Raw genomic sequence first — 16883 nt, 5'->3', positions numbered from 1 at the left:
GCTTGATGCGTCTTGAATCGGCACACTGCTGCTAAGCTTATTCACAATTGCTGGGGCAAAAATCAGCAATCCATCCTGGGTCAATTTTCAATCGGCAGGGTGGGTCAGTTTTCAATCAGCGCTAACAGGAGTGGATAGCCGCCTTGGTCGCACAGTACACCGGCACGTCAGCCATAGGCGAGAATGCCAGACCAGAGCTGACGTTAATGACGTAAGCGTTTTCTTGCTGCTTAAAGCTCGGCAGCAGCTCCGCAATCAGGTGGACAGGAGCCGTAAAGTTAACGGCGATTTCGGCATCGAGCGTATCCATATGCGGGTCGCTGTTGAAATCACGTTGGTTTTGAACGCCTGCATTGTTGATCACAACGTTGAGGCTTGGGTGGTTATCCTTAAGCCATTTCACCATCGCACGACGACTTTCCGTGTCGGCAATATCGCAAGCATATGGGATCAACGTTGGAACATCATTTTTAGCGCGAGCCAACATCGCCTCATTGCGGCCGCAAATGATCACCGTATTGTTTTCAGCAAGGCGTTTGGCGAGAGAGAAGCCGATGCCGGTGGCACCGCCAGTGATCAGAATGGTATTGCCATTGAGCTTCATGAGAGCTTCCTACTTTTAGTAAGAAGGTGCGCTGCACAAAGAGAGAAATCCGCAGGCACACCTCCACAACCGGCAAGCCGGGCAAGGTGTCGCGGATACCCTTTCGGGAGGAGTTGACGTTCCATGGAACGTTGACCGGGCTACCATCCGGACTGCACTCTTTCGACGCACAATTTTTACCAAGCTTTTGTGCGGATCACAACCCGTGTCGTTAGCTGCAGCTAACAAATATCGGGCATTGCAAAAGTGGATAAGGTTTCTCTCACGCCTGGTTAAGGCGTCCAGGGTCACACACATAAGTGCTATCCAGGTCTAAGGCGCTTGGCTTTCCAAAATCCTTGGAAGCCCGAGTGCCAGCAAGTCAATCGCCAGACGTGATCGTAATGAAAGGTGCTGAGCGTCAGGCCAAACAACGTTGCACTCCATCACCGCCCAGGGATGCACACGAGCAAAACCCAGCAAAATGGGCGCAACGCAGTACCGCCCAAATAGCACAGGAAGCGACACTCTCAAACTTGGCGACAACCTCCCGACGGCCAGTCTCCAACATGATCTCGCCGACGCGCAATTCCTCTATGGTTCGGAGGCATTGCTCGTAATACTGTTGGCCATCTTCGGTATGGATTAAAAGAGCTGCATTCGGCTTGAGGAAAGTCATTCTGGAAGCACATGACAAGAGCGAAGTTAATCTCTTTGCAGAATAATGGCCAAGCCTTTAAAGCATATCAACAGCTACTGCCAATGTGACTGCCGGGGATACGGTGACTCTCTTTTAGCCTGCCTGACTGGAGATAGATGATAAGGCATGCCCACAGGCCATTGCTCACAACGCCTGGAGCACACTGGGGTCGATCAGCTCTAAAGCTCATCGAAAAGCGGCCGTTACACTGGGTTCAACCCTCACTCACGGAAGTAGTGACATGCAAATAACCAACAATCCTCTGCCCATACTGACCCCCGGCGGTACTCGCCCGGCGACTCCCCTGCCCGTTTCTCCAACCCCGCCGCCACCCTTGACCGATGAGCAAAAAGCAGCATTGGAAAAGCTCAGGGATCAGTTGCAAAATCCGACCAACCCTCCGGTTACTGTGACGCCGGTGAAAACCTCGCTGATCGATGAAGTGGTTTAATTCGACACAGTAATGGTGTTCAGGAGGTTATTTCCAAATAACCTCCCTTCTGGTTAACAGCCGTCTACGTTACCGCACTGAATCCAGCCACGAATCAACGTCCCGAGTCATTCAACTCAACGAATACTGTTCGCTGGATGAGCACATGTTTTCCATCAGGAGATGGTGGCGATAGAGTTCACATTCAAACCTGTCGAAGCTCTATTGTATAAGAGAAAATTTGAATCGTTTTTTATAAAGCCAGCCTCATCCCAAACTGCACGGCCTGTATTCCATGAGCCAAGCCTTAAGATGGAGCCCTCAACACCCAATAATAATGCGGCAATCTTAATCATATTTGCCCTGTTACTTTTAATGTTTTCCCAGGCTTTGTAGCCTGGGTTGTAATTGAGATATTTTTATCGCCTGGTCGAGGGCAGCTAAAATAAGTGTCTTCATGCTTTATTTTATGCGCTCAAAAACTCGCATTGGTATCTTTTTACTTTTTCCGGCAGCATTCATTGCGTCAGTGTATTTTTTGTAATACCCCACAGCCTCAGTGGTTTTTTTCATATTCCAGAGAGAGTCAGCAATATTCAGCATCAATACTGTGCGCTGGCCGACAGATTCAAGGCCTCGATATATTTTAAGCGCAGAAGCATCATCCCCTGCTTGCGCCAGATAAAACCCCAAATCATTTAACGCTTGGGTGTTTTTTTCGGGGGAATAACAGCTCATGTAAGAGTCGCCCCCCATAAACATCTGATCTTTTATCGCTGCGGCCCTAGAAGCTGCTTCGCCTATAACAGAAGTCGACTTTATCAACTCCTTAGGGCTTATTGTTTCCAGTTGTGGCTTTATAGTTTCTCCACCATCCGTTGACCAAGTGCCCTCCTTCCAGCTTCCCGAGCAAGCTTCAGCTGGCCGAGAGAGAAGTACACACCCGCTGTCCATGGAAATCATATCGCAGTAATTTTTTTCAGTACTTGTAACTTTCTCAGAGTCATGCAGCTCACCAAATACTGTTCGCTGAATTATTGCATACTTCCCATTCGGGGAGATGGCGGTAGAGTTTGCTCCCAAACCTATCGAGGCGCTTGAGCCGCCATCATACAAAGGGACGCTCAGGCCGTTCTTTGCAAAATCCAATTTACTCCAAACGGAAAAATCTTTATTCCATAAAGAAAAATTTAAAGCTGAGTTTTCAGCACCTTTTAAACTAAGGTCTGCCGCATTGCAAGTAGCCGCCAACGAGAGCAAGCAGTATAGGCCTGCGCCGAAGTTTCTGAGATATAACATTATTACAATTCTGCCTTTAGGTGGTTGTATCGAAGTGATGCGTTTGTCATTCTCCTGCCGGAGCCATACAGATCAAGAACCTTTCTTTCATGAACGTCATGTGTTGCTCCCCATGTATCAATATTTTTGCTGATCGTAGGGTTTTGAGCGAAAAAAGCGTTAAGTGCAGTTCCTAGGTCATCACTTACATAGCCCGGCCTGTTGATATCATGGTCAAGCACCACTGCTCTACCGAGAGCTGTTTTAAAGAAAGCTTCGGCAGTAAAACTATAGCCAGTGGGTTTCTTTTTCAAGGCGCTTCGCAATCTATCTATAAAGTCCATTATCTGTATTTCTATGTATGATGAACTTGCGATTGCGCAGGCCATCACTGAAACCGGCTGACAGTTAACTACCTGTCCAAAAGTTGACTCGCCGCAACCAATTTTCAAGTTGGTCTTGAGTGCCTGCCCTTCTAGCTTGGCACCATTAGCGCGCGCTTCTCCTTGATAATACATTTTTGGCGAAGTTCCAGTCTCATCAAGCTTCCAGCCCTTAGATTCAAAATACTCGATATAATCTTCAGGGTATTTGTCTTTGAATTTTTTGACCTGCGCAGGTAATTCTCCCCCTCCAGAAATATTAATGGTTTTTTGCATTGCGCCCGCAGTGATCACTTCACTGTCGTAACTTTGTACGCCATTGATTTTCGCCTCATTGCCTGACATCACAACAATTATTTTTTTCTCGATCGCAGTTATTTTTCCTCCTGAAACCAGCTCATCCCATTGGGGAGCACTACCAAGCTCTTTATCACCCGTATGTAATGGCCCATAATGTGTCATGCTCGATGAAATCCAGCGAGTAACCTTTACAATGGCGTTGCAGTCACAGGTTTTCTTAGCCCTCATTATTGTAATAAACTCGACAGGATGAAAATGCCAAACCAGACTCGACCCTATCGCCGCCTTCCCAGACAAGTCATCCCAAAAAGCATACTTGTCAATACGCTCTTTCTCATGCTTGAGGGTTTTCGGCGAAGTCTCCAGCAGCGCATCCAGCTTGCTCCACTTCGCTGAACCGGACTTGTCCTTCCACTCCGTCGGATGATAAGCAATCAGCCTCGACCATTGATCTCTCGTATCCTTGTTTTTCAAGGCTTCTGACAGCTCGTCAGAGCTGACCTCCTTATCATTGTTTTTATCGATTTTAGCGAAAAGATCCTTGAAAAATGGCGGCATGTCATCCGGATCGAGAAAACCGTCGGCTGTAGTGTTGGTTTCTTCGACAATCTGAAAACCCAACTTCTCCCAGTCATGCTGAGTGATGAGCTGCGCACCTGTCTTTTTCACCAGGCCGGTCAGCGTCTGGTTGTCATCGACGACGCTGACTTCATACCAGTCTTCGTTGTTCTCCTTGATGACAGGTGCCTTGGCCAGATCGATGGCATGTTCTTTCTTGAGGGGGGCAGTTTCGGTGGCAGAGGCTTTTACCTTGAGTTTCGTGTCTTTTGCCAGGTAAAGATACTGCTTGCCTGTTTTCAAGCCAGCGATGTTCTTGAGAAATTCCTTGACCTCTGCTTCGGCGGTGAAAATCTCGACGTGTACCTGATGCTTGCTGCTTATTCCTCCCTCTTCACCTGTGAGGTTTTCGGTCAGCCCCAGATAGCCAATAGGATCGCCTGCCTTGATGCCTGTACTGGCCGTTTCAACCGAGTCGAAACTGCTTGGGGTCAGAGATGTCCATTCGACAACTTTGTAACTTGCTTCGTTTTCCACACATATCCAGAAACTTGGCGGTACAGTACCTGCCCCAGCGACTTCGCCACTAACCAAGGTGCATTTCGCCATTCTGCGGAGTTTGCCCCCCACGTTGAGAGTCAGAACCTCTTTGCTCTCAAACTCTACGATACTGGTGGCGTTGAGTTGGGTGCTGTACTTGTCTCCCGCTGGCTGACCATTTTGTGGATTCACCGGATCCTTGTACAGATCGAGCTTGATGGCGGCAGTCGCCTTTACCTTACCCTGCCAATAGTTCGGGCGCAGACGCTCAACGAGCTTGTCCGCTGTCCAGATTTTGTCGCCAGCGGAGTTTTTATAAGGCGCGTCGTTTTCCTTGTAGGCGAACCAGATTTCATCGCCTGCGTTACGTGTCGTACTTGAACCGCTTTTTACCGACCCGACAAGAATCTTGCCCTTGGCGTATACCTTCACGCCTTCGCTGGCCTGATCGATAATCTCCAACCTTGTGCCTTTCTTGATCAGGCCATAAGACTGGGCACCCTCTACCCAGGGAGCCTTGTCGTAAGCCTTGTAATCACCAACGTTCATCGTAACGACGGGCTTTGGTGTTTCTTCCGGGGCCAGTGGGTAACGTGCGTAGGGCAACAGATGCATGTACAAACTGTAGAAATTCAGTTTGTTCTGCTTACCTTTGTTGGGGCCTTCTTCCGGGTTTGGTGCTGATTTGTATTCGTGGCGCACCAGACAAAAGGAGTTGGAGTACTTCAACTTCTTCTCGTTGTCGCCGAAGGTCGACTCCAGGTAATCCTGATTCAGGCGATAGGCGACAACCTCACCATCGGCCATGCAGCGTACGGGTTCATTCAGTACGCACTGTGGAGCAGTTTTGTCTGAGATATGAATTCCGCCATGCCAGAACCTGTTGCTACCCAGCAGGTAATGGCCAGATGTTTCGCCCTCCAATGCTTTATAGACGTCTTCCACGTCGGTGAACTGCTTACCGTCAGCCTTGCGGAACGGGTACTGAAAGTTCAACAAGGGCGCAGGCCCGGCAGGTGCTGGAGTCGGTTCTGGTGCTGGTGCTGGGGTCGGAGCAGGTGCTGGCGAGCCCCCTGTTCTGAACTCTTCCTTTGCTCTCAGGAATTTCGTCGGGACTGGCCAATAGTAACTAAGAGGCGGTCTTGGGCCAAAAGCCGCAGTGGCATTACCACTACTCTGAGCGCCGAAAAATTTTCCACCCTGAGTCACAGGGTTATAGTCTTCAACAATACCTGTATGAAATAGTGCCACACCACCACGAACAGGAGGTATATTAATCCAGAGCGCGATATCTCCCTTTCTCACATCTTGCGGTAATACGGTCGTGTAATAGGTCGAGTTATTCATCACTCGAGTATCTTCATACGGAATATTGTAACCAGCGCCTGTCAGCAGCAGGTTGACCATATGAGAGCAATCAATCGCCTTTTTGCCGTTAAATAGGGCTGTACCATTACCACCCATCTTGTAAATATAATCGCCGCCGGTGTATCTGCTTTTTAAATCAAGTGGCTCTGTCATTTCTACATCCTGAGAATTAATAGCAATGGCTGGCTATTGTGAGGTCAGCCGCCTGCGTCTTCAGACGCTGCACATTAGTAGCGGCGGTTTGATTACCTTTATCGGCGGCTAGACGATAACAAGCCATCGCTCTAGGTACATCTTTAGTCCCCCATTTCCCGTCTTCAAAGACATAGCCCAGGTAATTGATCGCATCGACAGAACCCATGGATGCAGCTCGAACAAGCTCCTTTTCTGCCAGATCGGGATGTTGGCATACACCGTTGGCTGCAATGTCATTGCCATAGCAGTAAAAAGTCGACAAGCTCGCAGCTCCATCAGCAAGAGTAGTTGCAGCCGCTTTTAAAAGCGCCTCGACCTGTGCGGTTTCCAACTGTGGAGCCATGCCAGAAAGACTCAAACTTGCAGCATCCAGGCTGGCTTCAGGATCACCCGAGGCGGCAGCGCATAGATAGTTTTCCAGAGTCGCTTCAAATAATTCGGTAGTAAGCGGGTACTGCTCTGCCCCTGCTAGCCCGGAGTAAGCATCAGCACGTTGATAGCAGTAATTTTCAGTACGACTCATACCGGGTCTTTTTTCTGCCAACAGGTCTTTCTCACTGATCGACCAGTCTTCCATTCCCCCAAGCACCCAGCACGTCTGGCGAGTAAAGTTGAAGATTTTGATATTGCTGTTACCGGCACGCTTATCAATGACATTGACGTGGCTGTCGTCCACGTTCTCAATGACAACGCCTTCAGTCTTATCCGAAGCCATCGGTGCCATCAGTGGAAAAGCCAGCTCTGTATTCCTCACCTTAATAGTCTGAGGTTCAAATTGCTCAGCCTGTGCCGCAGGCTTGAGCACCAAAGCCGTTACCGTACTTGCCGTGAAACGCTGCTGCACTTGCGGAGCAGTAGAAAACGCCGTGAGGAAGGTGGTGAATTCCTCGGATGGGCACTCATCAGATGCACTGGCACTACCATGAAAAAGACTAAGGCCTGATGTAGCGAAAATCATCGCAGCCAGCAGGCGTCTTTTCTTTAATAGACTATTCATATCAATCACTCAGAAAACACAAAAAAAGCCTTCGGCTTAACCTTCTCAGGCGGCGCATTCACCAACGCCTGATCCATCAAACTCCCCGCCTTGTCCTTATCCGCTGCCCCCGGCAACACGGGTGGTTTGATCGCGATTCCCGTACCTGACCCTGCCGAGCCGCCGGCATTGATCTTCACTACCGGGCCGATCACGGTGATGCCGCCGCCATCGAGCTTGATGAAGCTCCCGCCTCCCAGCGCCGTCAGTTCCGTGCCGGCTTCGATGACGATCTTGTCACCAGCCTTGAGGTGGATTTCTCTGCCGACGCTGGTCAGTTGTGCAGTACCGAGCTTCACATGCTGGTTTTGTCCGATGGTGAGGTGGTCATCCATCCGGACCTCGACCTTGCGATCGCTGTGGGTGGTGCGGTGTTCTTCGGCCTTGAGCTCGGTGTAGGTGTTTTTCTCTACAGTGTCGTGGCGTTCGTTGCCGACGCGGATTTTCTGGTCGTGCTCGATGTTTTCGTCCCAGTCGCGCTGGGCGTGGATGTAGATCTGTTCGGCACCTTTCTTGTCTTCGATGCGCAGTTCGTTGTAACCGCCACCGCCAGGAGAGCTGAGGGTCTTGAAGACGGTGCGGGTCTTGTTGGCTGGCAATGGGTACGGAACCTGGTTTTCCTTGTGGTACAGGCAGCCGTTCACCAGCGGCTGGTCGGGGTCGCCTTCGAGGAAGGTGACGAGGACTTCCATGCCGATCCGCGGGATGGAAATAGCGCCATAGCGGTCGCCGGCCCAGGCGCTGGATACACGCAACCAGCATGTGGTCTTGTCGTCGGCCTGGCCTTCCCGGTCCCAGTGGAACTGCACTTTGATCCGGCCGTACTGGTCGCAGTGAATCTCTTCACCTTTTGGCCCTGTAACAGTGGCTGTCTGGGTGCCGAGAACACGGGGTTTGGTGTGCTCCAGCGCCGGACGGTAGAACACGGCCCACGGGGTGGCGAGGAAGCGGTTGCGGTAGCCCTGATGGAAGTCGTCCTTGTTGTCAGTGGTGTCGCTGGTGACCGACTCTTCCAGCACTTGCGGCTGTTTGCCTTCGTGAACGATTTCGGTCAGCAACCACAGGTCGTTCCACTCGGTCTGGGGATGATCCGAGATTTCCAGAAAGTGCCCGCTGGTGAGGGTCGTCTGGTCGCCCCAGCCTTCGACCTGCTGGTAATCGGCGCGATGACGCTCCAGAGCGCGCTGGCTGAGGAATTTACCCCGGGCGCGGTCCAGGAAACGGCCAGGATAGTCGTAGTCTTCCAGATCCGGCTCGGTGCTTTCGTCAGCGGGCTTCCAGGCGGCTTCAAGTTGTATGCCGGGCTTTTCAAAGTCGTAGTCACGCCGAGTGACACGACTAGTGCGCGTTTCCAGGCGAAAGTTCAAGCCTTTGATTACCGGTTCGTCGGCAACCAGACCGCTGCCTTGTACATACGCCGTTGGCTGACCGAGTTTGGGAAACACAGTCTGATCGTCGCCAAATACCAGCAGATGAAGCTTTTCGCTGTGCTGGAAGTGATAGTGAATCCCCTCCTCTTCACACAGGCGCTGGATAAAGTGCAGGTCGGTTTCGTCGTACTGCACGCAATACTCACGCTTGGGGCACTGCTGGCTGAGCTGGAAGCTGTAGGCGTTACCCTTGATGCCGTGCTCTTCGAGGATCAGCGCAATGATCTCGGGCGACGACAGTTGCTGGTAGATACGCTGGTTGGTCCTGTGGTGCAGGTACTGCAACTGCGGAACCAGAGACAGGATGTAACGGGTCAGACGCTTGCCGGCGTCGCCCTGGGCGATACGGTATATCTGGCCATGAATGCCGCTGCCCTGAGGATCGAACGCCAGAAACGCCTGCTTGTGCAGGAGCTTTTCCAAGTCCAGATCAGGGTTTTCGCTGACAAGTTCCACGTCGAAACGAAAGGCCTGGCTGATGCCTTCTGTACCAGTAAACGACAGCACCTGCAGATCGCCCTCGTAATCTTCGATGGTCAGGCTGAAGTGCGTTTCGTTGGAAGGGTTGAACATTGTTTGCTCCCTGTTCGGTAGTCATCCGTTACGCCAAGGCATCAGACGCTGCTGCCAGGACGAAGTGACGGTGAAAGCGTCACGCAATTGTTTGGCGGTGATCCTTCGATCCCCGGCATCGAAAGCCAGTGCTGCGCGCAGGGCTGGCCAGCAGTGTCTGGGCAAGTTCTTCGGCGCTTGCAATTCACGATCGAGGCGCTCGTCACGGGCCTGGGTCGAGGGCAAACGGCGAAACGGGTGTTTGCCTCCCGCCAGCTCGAAGATCACACAAGCCACGCCGAAAATATCGGCACCTGCCGACAGTGGCTTGCCTTCGAGCAATTCCGGGGCGGCATAGCCCGGTGTCCAGGCATGGAATCGCTCGCGGCTCAGGTGCGGCAGACCGGGCAGGATACCCTCCTCTGCCTGGCCAAGGCCAAAGTCGAACAGGCGTACGCCGTCTTCTGTGACCATGACGTTGCTCGGCTTCATGTCACCATGCAGCACGCCATGAGCATGGGAATAGGCCAAGGCATCGAGTAACGGCAGTGTGATGTCACGCAGTTCTTTCCACGGCAGCCCCAGAGGCCGCTCACAGAGCAATTTGTCCAGGGTCAGCCCACGCATGAGTTCCATGGTGATGAAGGCCCGCTGACAGTCAGTATCCACTTCAAAGTTATGCAGGCGCAGTACGTTGTCGTGGCGCAGGCGTCGGGTCAGGGCGTACTCGCTGTAAAGCAAGGCGCTGGCATCCGGCGACTCTGCAAATTCTTCGCTGAGGACTTTCAGCGCGATATAAGGATCGGGATCGCCGAACTGCTCGCTCAGCAAGTCCCGGGCACGATAGACCAGGCCCATGCCACCGGCACCGAGCAAACGCTCGATACGGTAACGACCTGCCAGCAGATCGGGCATCTCCGAGATGCTGGCACGGGTCGGCGCCGGCGCAGCGTCTGCCTTGTGCGACTGGGCGAAGGCAAAGTAGGTCAGATTGCTGTCCTGCTCCTCGCTCACCAGCAAGTCGTCTATCGGTCGCATGAGTTCAGTCATTGGCGGATTACCACGGCCGTCAGGTTGTCCCGTGCCGAACCACGCAGGGCACCATCGAACAGGCGCTCCAGCGCAATCTGCGGCGCAGTCAGGCTCAAGGCATTGCCGAGTGCATCGCTGCTGAGCCCTTGATACAAGCCATCGCTGCAAAGCAGAAAGGTATCGCCGGGATACACTTCCAGCTCCAGTACATCCAGGGTCAGTTGCTCTGCAGCCCCGACTGCACGAGTCAGGGCATGGGCGCCAGGATAGGCCCGCGCCTGCTCCGCGCTCATTTTCTGCTCGTCGATCAGTTGCTGCTGCAGCGAGTGGTCCCTGGACAACTGATACAGACGCTGACCGCGCCACAGATAGCAGCGGCTATCGCCGGCCCAGATGCAGGCCGCACGATTACCCTCCACCAGCAGCGCCACAACGGTGCTGCCCATGATGCTGTCGTGGCGTCCGGCGGTGACAGTCAACTCTTGCCCCAAACGGCGATTGAGCCAGTGCAGGCACTGGCGTATGTCCTTGAGTCGTTCGTTGAAATCATTCTGCACCGGCAATTCCGCCAGGCTGGCGACGATCAACTGGCTGGCGATATCGCCCCCCTGATGACCGCCCATCCCGTCTGCGACCACCCACAGCCCATGCTGTGGGGAGTCCAGAAAAGCATCTTCGTTGCGCGCCCGAACCTTGCCGGCATCGGTGCGCGCAGCGCTGCGCCATGGGCTGGCTACCAGCATCAGAGCTGCACCGGCATGCGGAAGGTACGCAGCACGCCCATGTCGAACGGGTTCGGCGTGCGCTGGCTGGTCAGCAGGTAGTTGGCGCGCAGGCCACCCACGTCGGCCTTGAGCACCAATACGTCACGCCCTGTCAGGTATTCGGTCTGCATCAGGTCGAACAGACGGAACAGTGACCATGGGCCAGTGTTCTTCTCGATACCCAGCGGGCGACCGACCATTCTGTCGAGTACCAGGCTGGTGCGCCCGTCTTCGGCATCGGTTGGCCATTTGAACGACACAGGCACGATCGGGCCATGGCGGTATTCAATGGTCTTGTCGCCCAGCTTGAACTCGGAACGGCTGACTGCCGGGTCCAGGGTGTAAGGCTCCAGCTTGAACTGCACTTGCGGCTCGGCCGGGTTATCGGCGAAGAAGCTCTGGCGGATAACCAGTGCAGACGCCATCTGGTCGAGGTAGACCTTGGAGACCGGCAGGCTGTAACCGTCGACAGTGCGCATACGGTAGTTACCCGGATCGCCACTGACGAATGGACGCATGTAGCTGTCGAAGAAGCGATCGGCAATACCTTGAGCCTTGAAGAACTCACGGAAGTCGCTGATTGCCACGTCGCTGGCGCTGTGCGCGTTGAACGGATAACGCTGGTTGATCGCCTTGCCGTAAAAACTGTACAGCTCGTTCTGATAACGCTGGTTCAGGTACTGATAGGAATCACGCAGCACCAGGCGCCATGTGTCTTCAGCCAGGACGTTGAACCACACACCCACCGGACGCGGCAGACGGCTGGATACAGTGCGCAGGTTGCTCAGCGCATCACGCTGGCCACCCATGCGGTTCTTGGCCAGCTCGAACGCGGCCTGATCCGGAGAGCTGGAGCGCGCCAGGCTGGCCATCTGCATTTGCAGTTCGTTGAGGGCTGCCAGGGCTGGCGTCAGGTCAGCGGTCGGGCCGTTGTTGTCATCCAGCAAACGGTGCAGCGGTTCAAAGCGGCTCTGCAGGGATTTGCGTGCAGTATCCGGCAGTTTCTTCGCCAGAGCATCAGACGCATTGCCTGCTGCAGCGGCTGCTACCTTGCCGAGTTTTCCGCCCTTGTCGGCCAGTTGCGCGGCAGCTGCAGCGGCTTCTTCTGCCGTTTCCGCGACCACCGGGAAGCGGGTGTTTTCACGCACTTCCACCAGCATCTGGATGACCGGTGAGTTGGCTGACGTCAGGCCTGCCAGTTGCTCGGCACCCTCGCCAAAGTCGTTGATGGCCGGCAGTTGAACCTGGCCTACCGCTTCACCCCAATAGTTGGCGTAGTCACGGAAATACAGTTGCTCCAGCTCAACCATCAGGCGACGCAAATCCATGCTGCTCAGGCCAGAGCCTTCACCCAATACCCAGTTGTCACGCAGGATATCGCTGACCAGCATCGAGCCCTGTACCGAGAAATACTGCTGGTAACCCTGTTGGGTGTAGAAGCCCGGAATCACGTAGTCGGTGCCGACAAACAGCGAGCCTTGTGGTCCCAGGTGTTGGTCCAGACGGTATTCCGGCAAGTTGCGAGCCTGTTCGCGCAGCATGCGGTAGACCACGTTGGCAAGGGACTCGCTGCGCAGAATCTGACGCGCCTGAGCCACCAGTTGCTCGTCCAGGGGATAAACGAACGGCTGCTTGAGCAAACGCTCGAAGTGGCTGTTCAAGCCGTTCTGTACGGCAGTGTTGCCACTGTAACGCTGGGACCATTCTGTCGCGACCCAGTCCTTGAGCCATTGCTCGTCACGACGGTCCTTCATGTTCAGCATCAGGTACGCACGCAGGCTGTTGAGCAGGCGATCGCGGTCCTTGGTGTTGGCACGCACCTGGCCTTCCAGCAGGGTTGCGACCCGTGGCAACAGTTGTTCTTCGAGCTGACGATCGTAAGCGTCCTTGACGACCGGGTTGACGACTTCACCCTGATACAGACCACCGCGTTCGTGGTAGCTCACATCGTCTTTTGCCGGGAACACCTGGGTAGCGGCGTAGCTGGTGTCCAGGGTCTTGAGCGCTGCCATGGCATCATCGCGGGTGCTGAGAGCCGAGCGTTGCTGGGTCCAGGTCTGAGCAAGGTTGCGCAGGTTTTCCAGACGCTCATAGTTGGCAGAGAAACCGCTTGCCCAAAGCAGGCCGAACAGTCCCAGTGCTGCCAGTGCGCCCACGTACAGCGCACGTTGGCCCCAATGGATGCGGCTGCGTTCGCGTTTGTCCAGACCCGCAAGATCGGCCTCAGGGAAAATCACCCGGCTGAGCAAGTGGTGAATGAAGCGCGAGCGACCGCTGCGCAGGGTTGGCAAGATGCCAGCATTCAGGCCCAGGTTGGCGCCGATACCAGCAGTGGTGGCGTCCATTTCCGCAGTCAGGTGCGGCGCGCTGGTCAGGTAGAAACCACGCAACTGGCTGGCACGCTGGTAGCGGTTGCCGGTGAATGCCATGTCGACGAACAGGCACAGACGCTCGCCGATCTGACCCAGTTGATGCGGGAAGTCGAGGATGCGGCCACGACGCTGGGTGTCACGCTCCTGGTGCATGCGCATGATCACCTGGCTGTTGAGGCGACGCAGCAGTTCTTCAAACTCGTTGCGCAGCACAGCCACATCGGTGCCAATCTGCTCTTTGCGGAAGCTGGTACCCAGTACCTGATCGCTTTCTTCGCGAGTCAGTTGATCGAAGAACTCATCAAAGCCCAGCAGGCTGTCAGCCTTGCTCAGCACCAGATAAACCGGCACGTCCACATGCAGTTTCTGATGCACGTCCTGCAGGCGGCCACGCACCTGACGAGCCAGGGTTTCGAGTTGCTGTTCGCTGCCCTGTAGCAGGGTTTCCACCGGAATGGTCACCAGCACGCCGTTCAACGGACGATTGCGACGACGCTTGCGCAGCAGGTCAAGCAAGGTGCTCCAGGCACTGCCATCGACTTCGGCATCCGGCTGGGTCAGGTAGCGGCCAGCGGTGTCGATCAGCACGCCATGATCAGCGAAGTACCAGTCGCAGTGGCGGGTGCCCAGGGTGTCTCGGGTCAGCTTGCGTTCGATCTTGTTGATCGGAAACTCAAGGCCGGAGAAGTCCAGCAAGCTGGTTTTGCCACTGCCTTGTGGCCCGATCAGCAAGTACCAGGGTAAGTCACTGCGCCAGCGCTCGCTACGGCCGCGATACAGGCTCGACGTCTTCAGGGTCTTGAGCGCATCCTTGAAACGCACTTTCAACTCTTTCTGTTCTTCGTCGATCTGCTCTTCGCGGCGGAGACGATCCTGGCCGTCTTCGCTCTCTTCCATCGCTTTCTTGCGAACACCGGCGCGCCAGCTGACGAAGACCATGGTCAGGCCCCAGATCAGGAACAGCACGCTGATGGTCAGCAGGCGGGAGGTCGAGCCTTCCCAGAACTTGTAGTCATTGACCGCCAGCAGCGGCCCCACGAACCACACCAGCAACGCGACAAACAGTACCAGCAGCAGCGTCCAGACCCATGTCTTGCGCAGGAATGCGCCGACTTTCTTGAAAAAATTCTTCATCACGCGTCCCTGATTACGGCTGCGACTGCGGCTGAACCGCGGTCTGATCAAACGGCTGATAAGGTTGCAGAACGGTGTCGCGCTGCTCGCCCAGCATCCAGGCGAAACCGGAATACATCACCACCAGGCAGACGAAGGTAAACAGCACCACCATCCACACCGGCACGATGCGTACCAGGCTGCGGCGCTGATCGTTCAAGCCTTCCCAATGGGGCGACAGCTCACGTGGTACATCACCGCGCAGTTGACGGATCTGGCGATACAAGGCGTCACGGATGCCTTCGAGCTCGAGCATGCCCCGTGCCTGGACCCGATACTTGCCTTCAAAACCGAGGGACAGGCACAGGTACATCAGTTCCAGCATGGGCAGATGCTTGACCGGGTTTTTCGACAGGCGATCCAGCAACTGGAAAAACTTCTCGCCGCCGAAGGTTTCATTGTGGAAGCTGCTGAGCAGGCTCATCTGCGACCACTCGCTTTCGTTGCCCCAGGGCGTGGTCACAACCGCTTCATCTACCACAGTGCACAGCACATAACGGGCAGCCATTACCTGACTGCTCTCGGCACCGTTGTGCAAGGCGCGCACTTCAAACAGTTTCAGCCCGGCCGTCAGTCGATCGTTGAGTGCGTACAGGTCCTCGCGGGAGTCACTGTGCTTGAGTCGCACCACTTCAGACAGCAGCTCGGAGCCAGCAGCCACCAGCGAATTGAGGCTGATGTTGAACGCTTCGGCCGGGCGCAGGCGCGCTGCATAGATCATGCGCTCTTCAAGCTGCTCGAAGCGTGGCGGCGCTGCGAAGTCGGTCAGCGGGCTCGATGCAGGCCCATGGCCCTGACGGTCGAGCAGGACGGTCTTGTCGTCCTGGTTGTATTCCGTGTCCTTGATCATGTCGATCAGTTCCTTATGGCCCAGAATTTCAGTTCAAGCTCGGCGAATTCGCCGGATACATGGAACGCGAAGCCGCCGGAGCGCTCGAGTTGTGCCAGGTCTTCGGAACTGAGTTCGAGGATGAAATAGGTTTTGTTGGAGTGGAACGCGATCTGCCGCGGGGCCACCGGCAAGGGTTTGACCTTGATGCCTGGCAGGTGCAGGTTGACCAGTTGGCGGATACGCTCCACCGGGCCGACCTTGAGGTGCGCGGGCAAGCGATGACGCAGCTCTTCGGAATCGCAGTTGGCACTGGCCGCCAGCACGAACGAGGCTGAGCCCAGCAGAGTGTGATCGTGCAGCGGCGAGACAATGATGCCGTACTGGCGCGCCTGCAGAATCAACTCGATGGCATGCTGCTCCAGCACCATCGACAACACCTGGCGGATCGCCTCCATCAGTTTGCGGAAGCTCGCGCCCTGGTCGCTGTGCTGATAACGGCTGTCCAGGCGTGGGCGTTTGCTGTCACTGGAAAAGGTCGCCAGATCGCCAAGCATGGTCAGCAGCGTGCGGTACAGTTCTTCCGGGTGAACCTGCTCCAGGCCCAGATAGTGACGCAGCAGCAGCTCGGTGCGGTTGATCAGTTGCAGCATCATGAAGTCGCCGACTTCAGCGCCACCCACCTTGCCGTTGGAGCGAATCCGGTCGGCGATGGTGTCGCCCCGGTGGCTGAGCATGCTGATGACTTCCTTGAGGCATGACAGCAGGTAGCTGGAAGCGTGCGCCTGGATGTAAGTCGGCACAAAGTCCGGGTCGAGGCTGATCACGCCGTCCGGCGTCGTATCGAGCACTTCGCAGATCTTCAGCTTCACGTAGGCCTGATCGCTCTGCTGCTCGCCGAGCAACAGTTTGAAATCGGGACGACCACAGCTGACCTGACTGGCGGAGTCGTCGCCGGCATTGGAGTCGGCCACTTCGGCTTCGTACGCGGTATAGCGCGCCAGCACGTCGGACTGCTCCGGACGACGAGCCTCGATGTGATTGCCGGTCACCAGCGGCAGTGCCAGATAGACCGGTGTATTACCGGTATTGGGTGGCACGTCGAGAGCCAGCGGCTCCGTGTTGCCGCCCAGCTCGAACAGGCTGCCGTCCGGCAGAATCCCCGAGGCCTGACTGACCACCAGCTTGCCCATATTGAGGAACTGCAGGTCGATGTCCAGATTGAGGAAGCCCCAGGTGTAGCTGCCCAGCAGCTTGGTGCGGGTCTTCATCTGGTGATCGTAGTAGCGATCGTTGTGCTGGAAGTGCTGCGGACGCAGCAACATGCCTTCCTGCCAAATGACTTTATGAGAGTTCATGG

At 55.1% G+C, this 16883-nt stretch carries 11 protein-coding genes; 1 reads left to right on the top strand and 10 read right to left on the bottom strand.

From position 1 onward, the window contains the following. Nucleotides 1-121: 121 nt before the first annotated feature. Complete coding sequence (locus CKW23_RS16665) at nucleotides 122-604, bottom strand: SDR family oxidoreductase (protein WP_095067992.1); 483 nt, start codon at nucleotides 602-604, stop codon at nucleotides 122-124. 920 nt (nucleotides 605-1524) lie between these two features. Between CKW23_RS16665 and CKW23_RS16655 the strand changes: the two genes are divergently transcribed. Then, nucleotides 1525-1734 (top strand): hypothetical protein, encoded by a 210-nt coding sequence (locus CKW23_RS16655; RefSeq protein ID WP_025260164.1) that lies wholly within the window; start codon nucleotides 1525-1527, stop codon nucleotides 1732-1734. A 441-nt stretch (nucleotides 1735-2175) separates the two neighbouring features. Here the strand turns inward: CKW23_RS16655 and CKW23_RS16645 are convergent, their stop codons facing one another. From CKW23_RS16645 to tssK, 9 genes are read right to left on the bottom strand one after another with little or no spacing between them, the layout of a single operon-like run. Then, nucleotides 2176-2973 carry a type IV pilus biogenesis/stability protein PilW gene (locus tag CKW23_RS16645; protein WP_143498969.1) on the bottom strand — a complete coding sequence of 266 codons (798 nt, stop codon included), beginning with the start codon at nucleotides 2971-2973 and terminating at the stop codon, nucleotides 2176-2178. 41 nt (nucleotides 2974-3014) lie between these two features. Continuing rightward, nucleotides 3015-6293 (bottom strand): calcium-binding protein, encoded by a 3279-nt coding sequence (locus tag CKW23_RS16640; protein WP_177434653.1) that lies wholly within the window; start codon nucleotides 6291-6293, stop codon nucleotides 3015-3017. 16 nt (nucleotides 6294-6309) lie between these two features. Next, nucleotides 6310-7332 carry a tetratricopeptide repeat protein gene (locus CKW23_RS16635; protein ID WP_025260168.1) on the bottom strand — a complete coding sequence of 341 codons (1023 nt, stop codon included), beginning with the start codon at nucleotides 7330-7332 and terminating at the stop codon, nucleotides 6310-6312. Nucleotides 7333-7337: 5 nt separating this feature from the next. Beyond that, the gene (gene tssI, locus CKW23_RS16630) at nucleotides 7338-9374 is read right to left on the bottom strand and encodes a type VI secretion system tip protein VgrG (protein ID WP_095067990.1); all 2037 of its coding nucleotides are present in this window, start codon (nucleotides 9372-9374) and stop codon (nucleotides 7338-7340) included. A 21-nt stretch (nucleotides 9375-9395) separates the two neighbouring features. After that, nucleotides 9396-10403, bottom strand: a complete 1008-nt coding sequence (locus CKW23_RS16625; protein ID WP_025260170.1) for a serine/threonine-protein kinase — start codon at nucleotides 10401-10403, stop codon at nucleotides 9396-9398. Then, nucleotides 10400-11128, bottom strand: a complete 729-nt coding sequence (locus CKW23_RS16620; RefSeq protein WP_025260171.1) for a PP2C family serine/threonine-protein phosphatase — start codon at nucleotides 11126-11128, stop codon at nucleotides 10400-10402. Before CKW23_RS16620 ends, CKW23_RS16625 begins: the two co-directional genes overlap by 4 nt. Next, on the bottom strand, nucleotides 11128-14655 hold the full coding sequence (tssM, locus tag CKW23_RS16615; protein ID WP_025260172.1) for a type VI secretion system membrane subunit TssM: 3528 nt from the start codon (nucleotides 14653-14655) through the stop codon (nucleotides 11128-11130). The genes CKW23_RS16620 and tssM overlap by 1 nt, the downstream gene beginning before the upstream one ends. Nucleotides 14656-14668: 13 nt before the next feature. Further along, the gene (gene icmH / locus CKW23_RS16610) at nucleotides 14669-15544 is read right to left on the bottom strand and encodes a type IVB secretion system protein IcmH/DotU (RefSeq protein WP_025260173.1); all 876 of its coding nucleotides are present in this window, start codon (nucleotides 15542-15544) and stop codon (nucleotides 14669-14671) included. A 5-nt stretch (nucleotides 15545-15549) separates the two neighbouring features. Next, complete coding sequence (gene tssK / locus CKW23_RS16605; RefSeq protein ID WP_025260174.1) at nucleotides 15550-16881, bottom strand: type VI secretion system baseplate subunit TssK; 1332 nt, start codon at nucleotides 16879-16881, stop codon at nucleotides 15550-15552. Nucleotides 16882-16883 lie beyond the last annotated feature (2 nt).

The sequence above is a fragment of the Pseudomonas sp. Irchel 3A18 genome, from assembly GCF_900187465.1.
Lineage (GTDB): Bacteria > Pseudomonadota > Gammaproteobacteria > Pseudomonadales > Pseudomonadaceae > Aquipseudomonas > Aquipseudomonas cichorii.
This window is presented reverse-complemented; position numbering and strand designations above follow the sequence as displayed.

Excerpts from the sequence above, each read along its gene's own strand:
- CKW23_RS16665 (WP_095067992.1), bottom strand. The coding sequence starts at position 604 with ATGAAGCTCAATGGCAATACCATTCTGATCACTGGCGGTGCCACCGGC.
- CKW23_RS16655 (WP_025260164.1), top strand. The coding sequence starts at position 1,525 with ATGCAAATAACCAACAATCCTCTGCCCATACTGACCCCCGGCGGTACT.
- CKW23_RS16640 (WP_177434653.1), bottom strand. The coding sequence starts at position 6,293 with ATGACAGAGCCACTTGATTTAAAAAGCAGATACACCGGCGGCGATTAT.
- CKW23_RS16635 (WP_025260168.1), bottom strand. The coding sequence starts at position 7,332 with ATGAATAGTCTATTAAAGAAAAGACGCCTGCTGGCTGCGATGATTTTC.
- tssI (WP_095067990.1), bottom strand. The coding sequence starts at position 9,374 with ATGTTCAACCCTTCCAACGAAACGCACTTCAGCCTGACCATCGAAGAT.
- CKW23_RS16625 (WP_025260170.1), bottom strand. The coding sequence starts at position 10,403 with ATGACTGAACTCATGCGACCGATAGACGACTTGCTGGTGAGCGAGGAG.
- CKW23_RS16620 (WP_025260171.1), bottom strand. The coding sequence starts at position 11,128 with ATGCTGGTAGCCAGCCCATGGCGCAGCGCTGCGCGCACCGATGCCGGC.
- tssM (WP_025260172.1), bottom strand. The coding sequence starts at position 14,655 with ATGAAGAATTTTTTCAAGAAAGTCGGCGCATTCCTGCGCAAGACATGG.
- icmH (WP_025260173.1), bottom strand. The coding sequence starts at position 15,544 with ATGATCAAGGACACGGAATACAACCAGGACGACAAGACCGTCCTGCTC.
- tssK (WP_025260174.1), bottom strand. The coding sequence starts at position 16,881 with ATGAACTCTCATAAAGTCATTTGGCAGGAAGGCATGTTGCTGCGTCCG.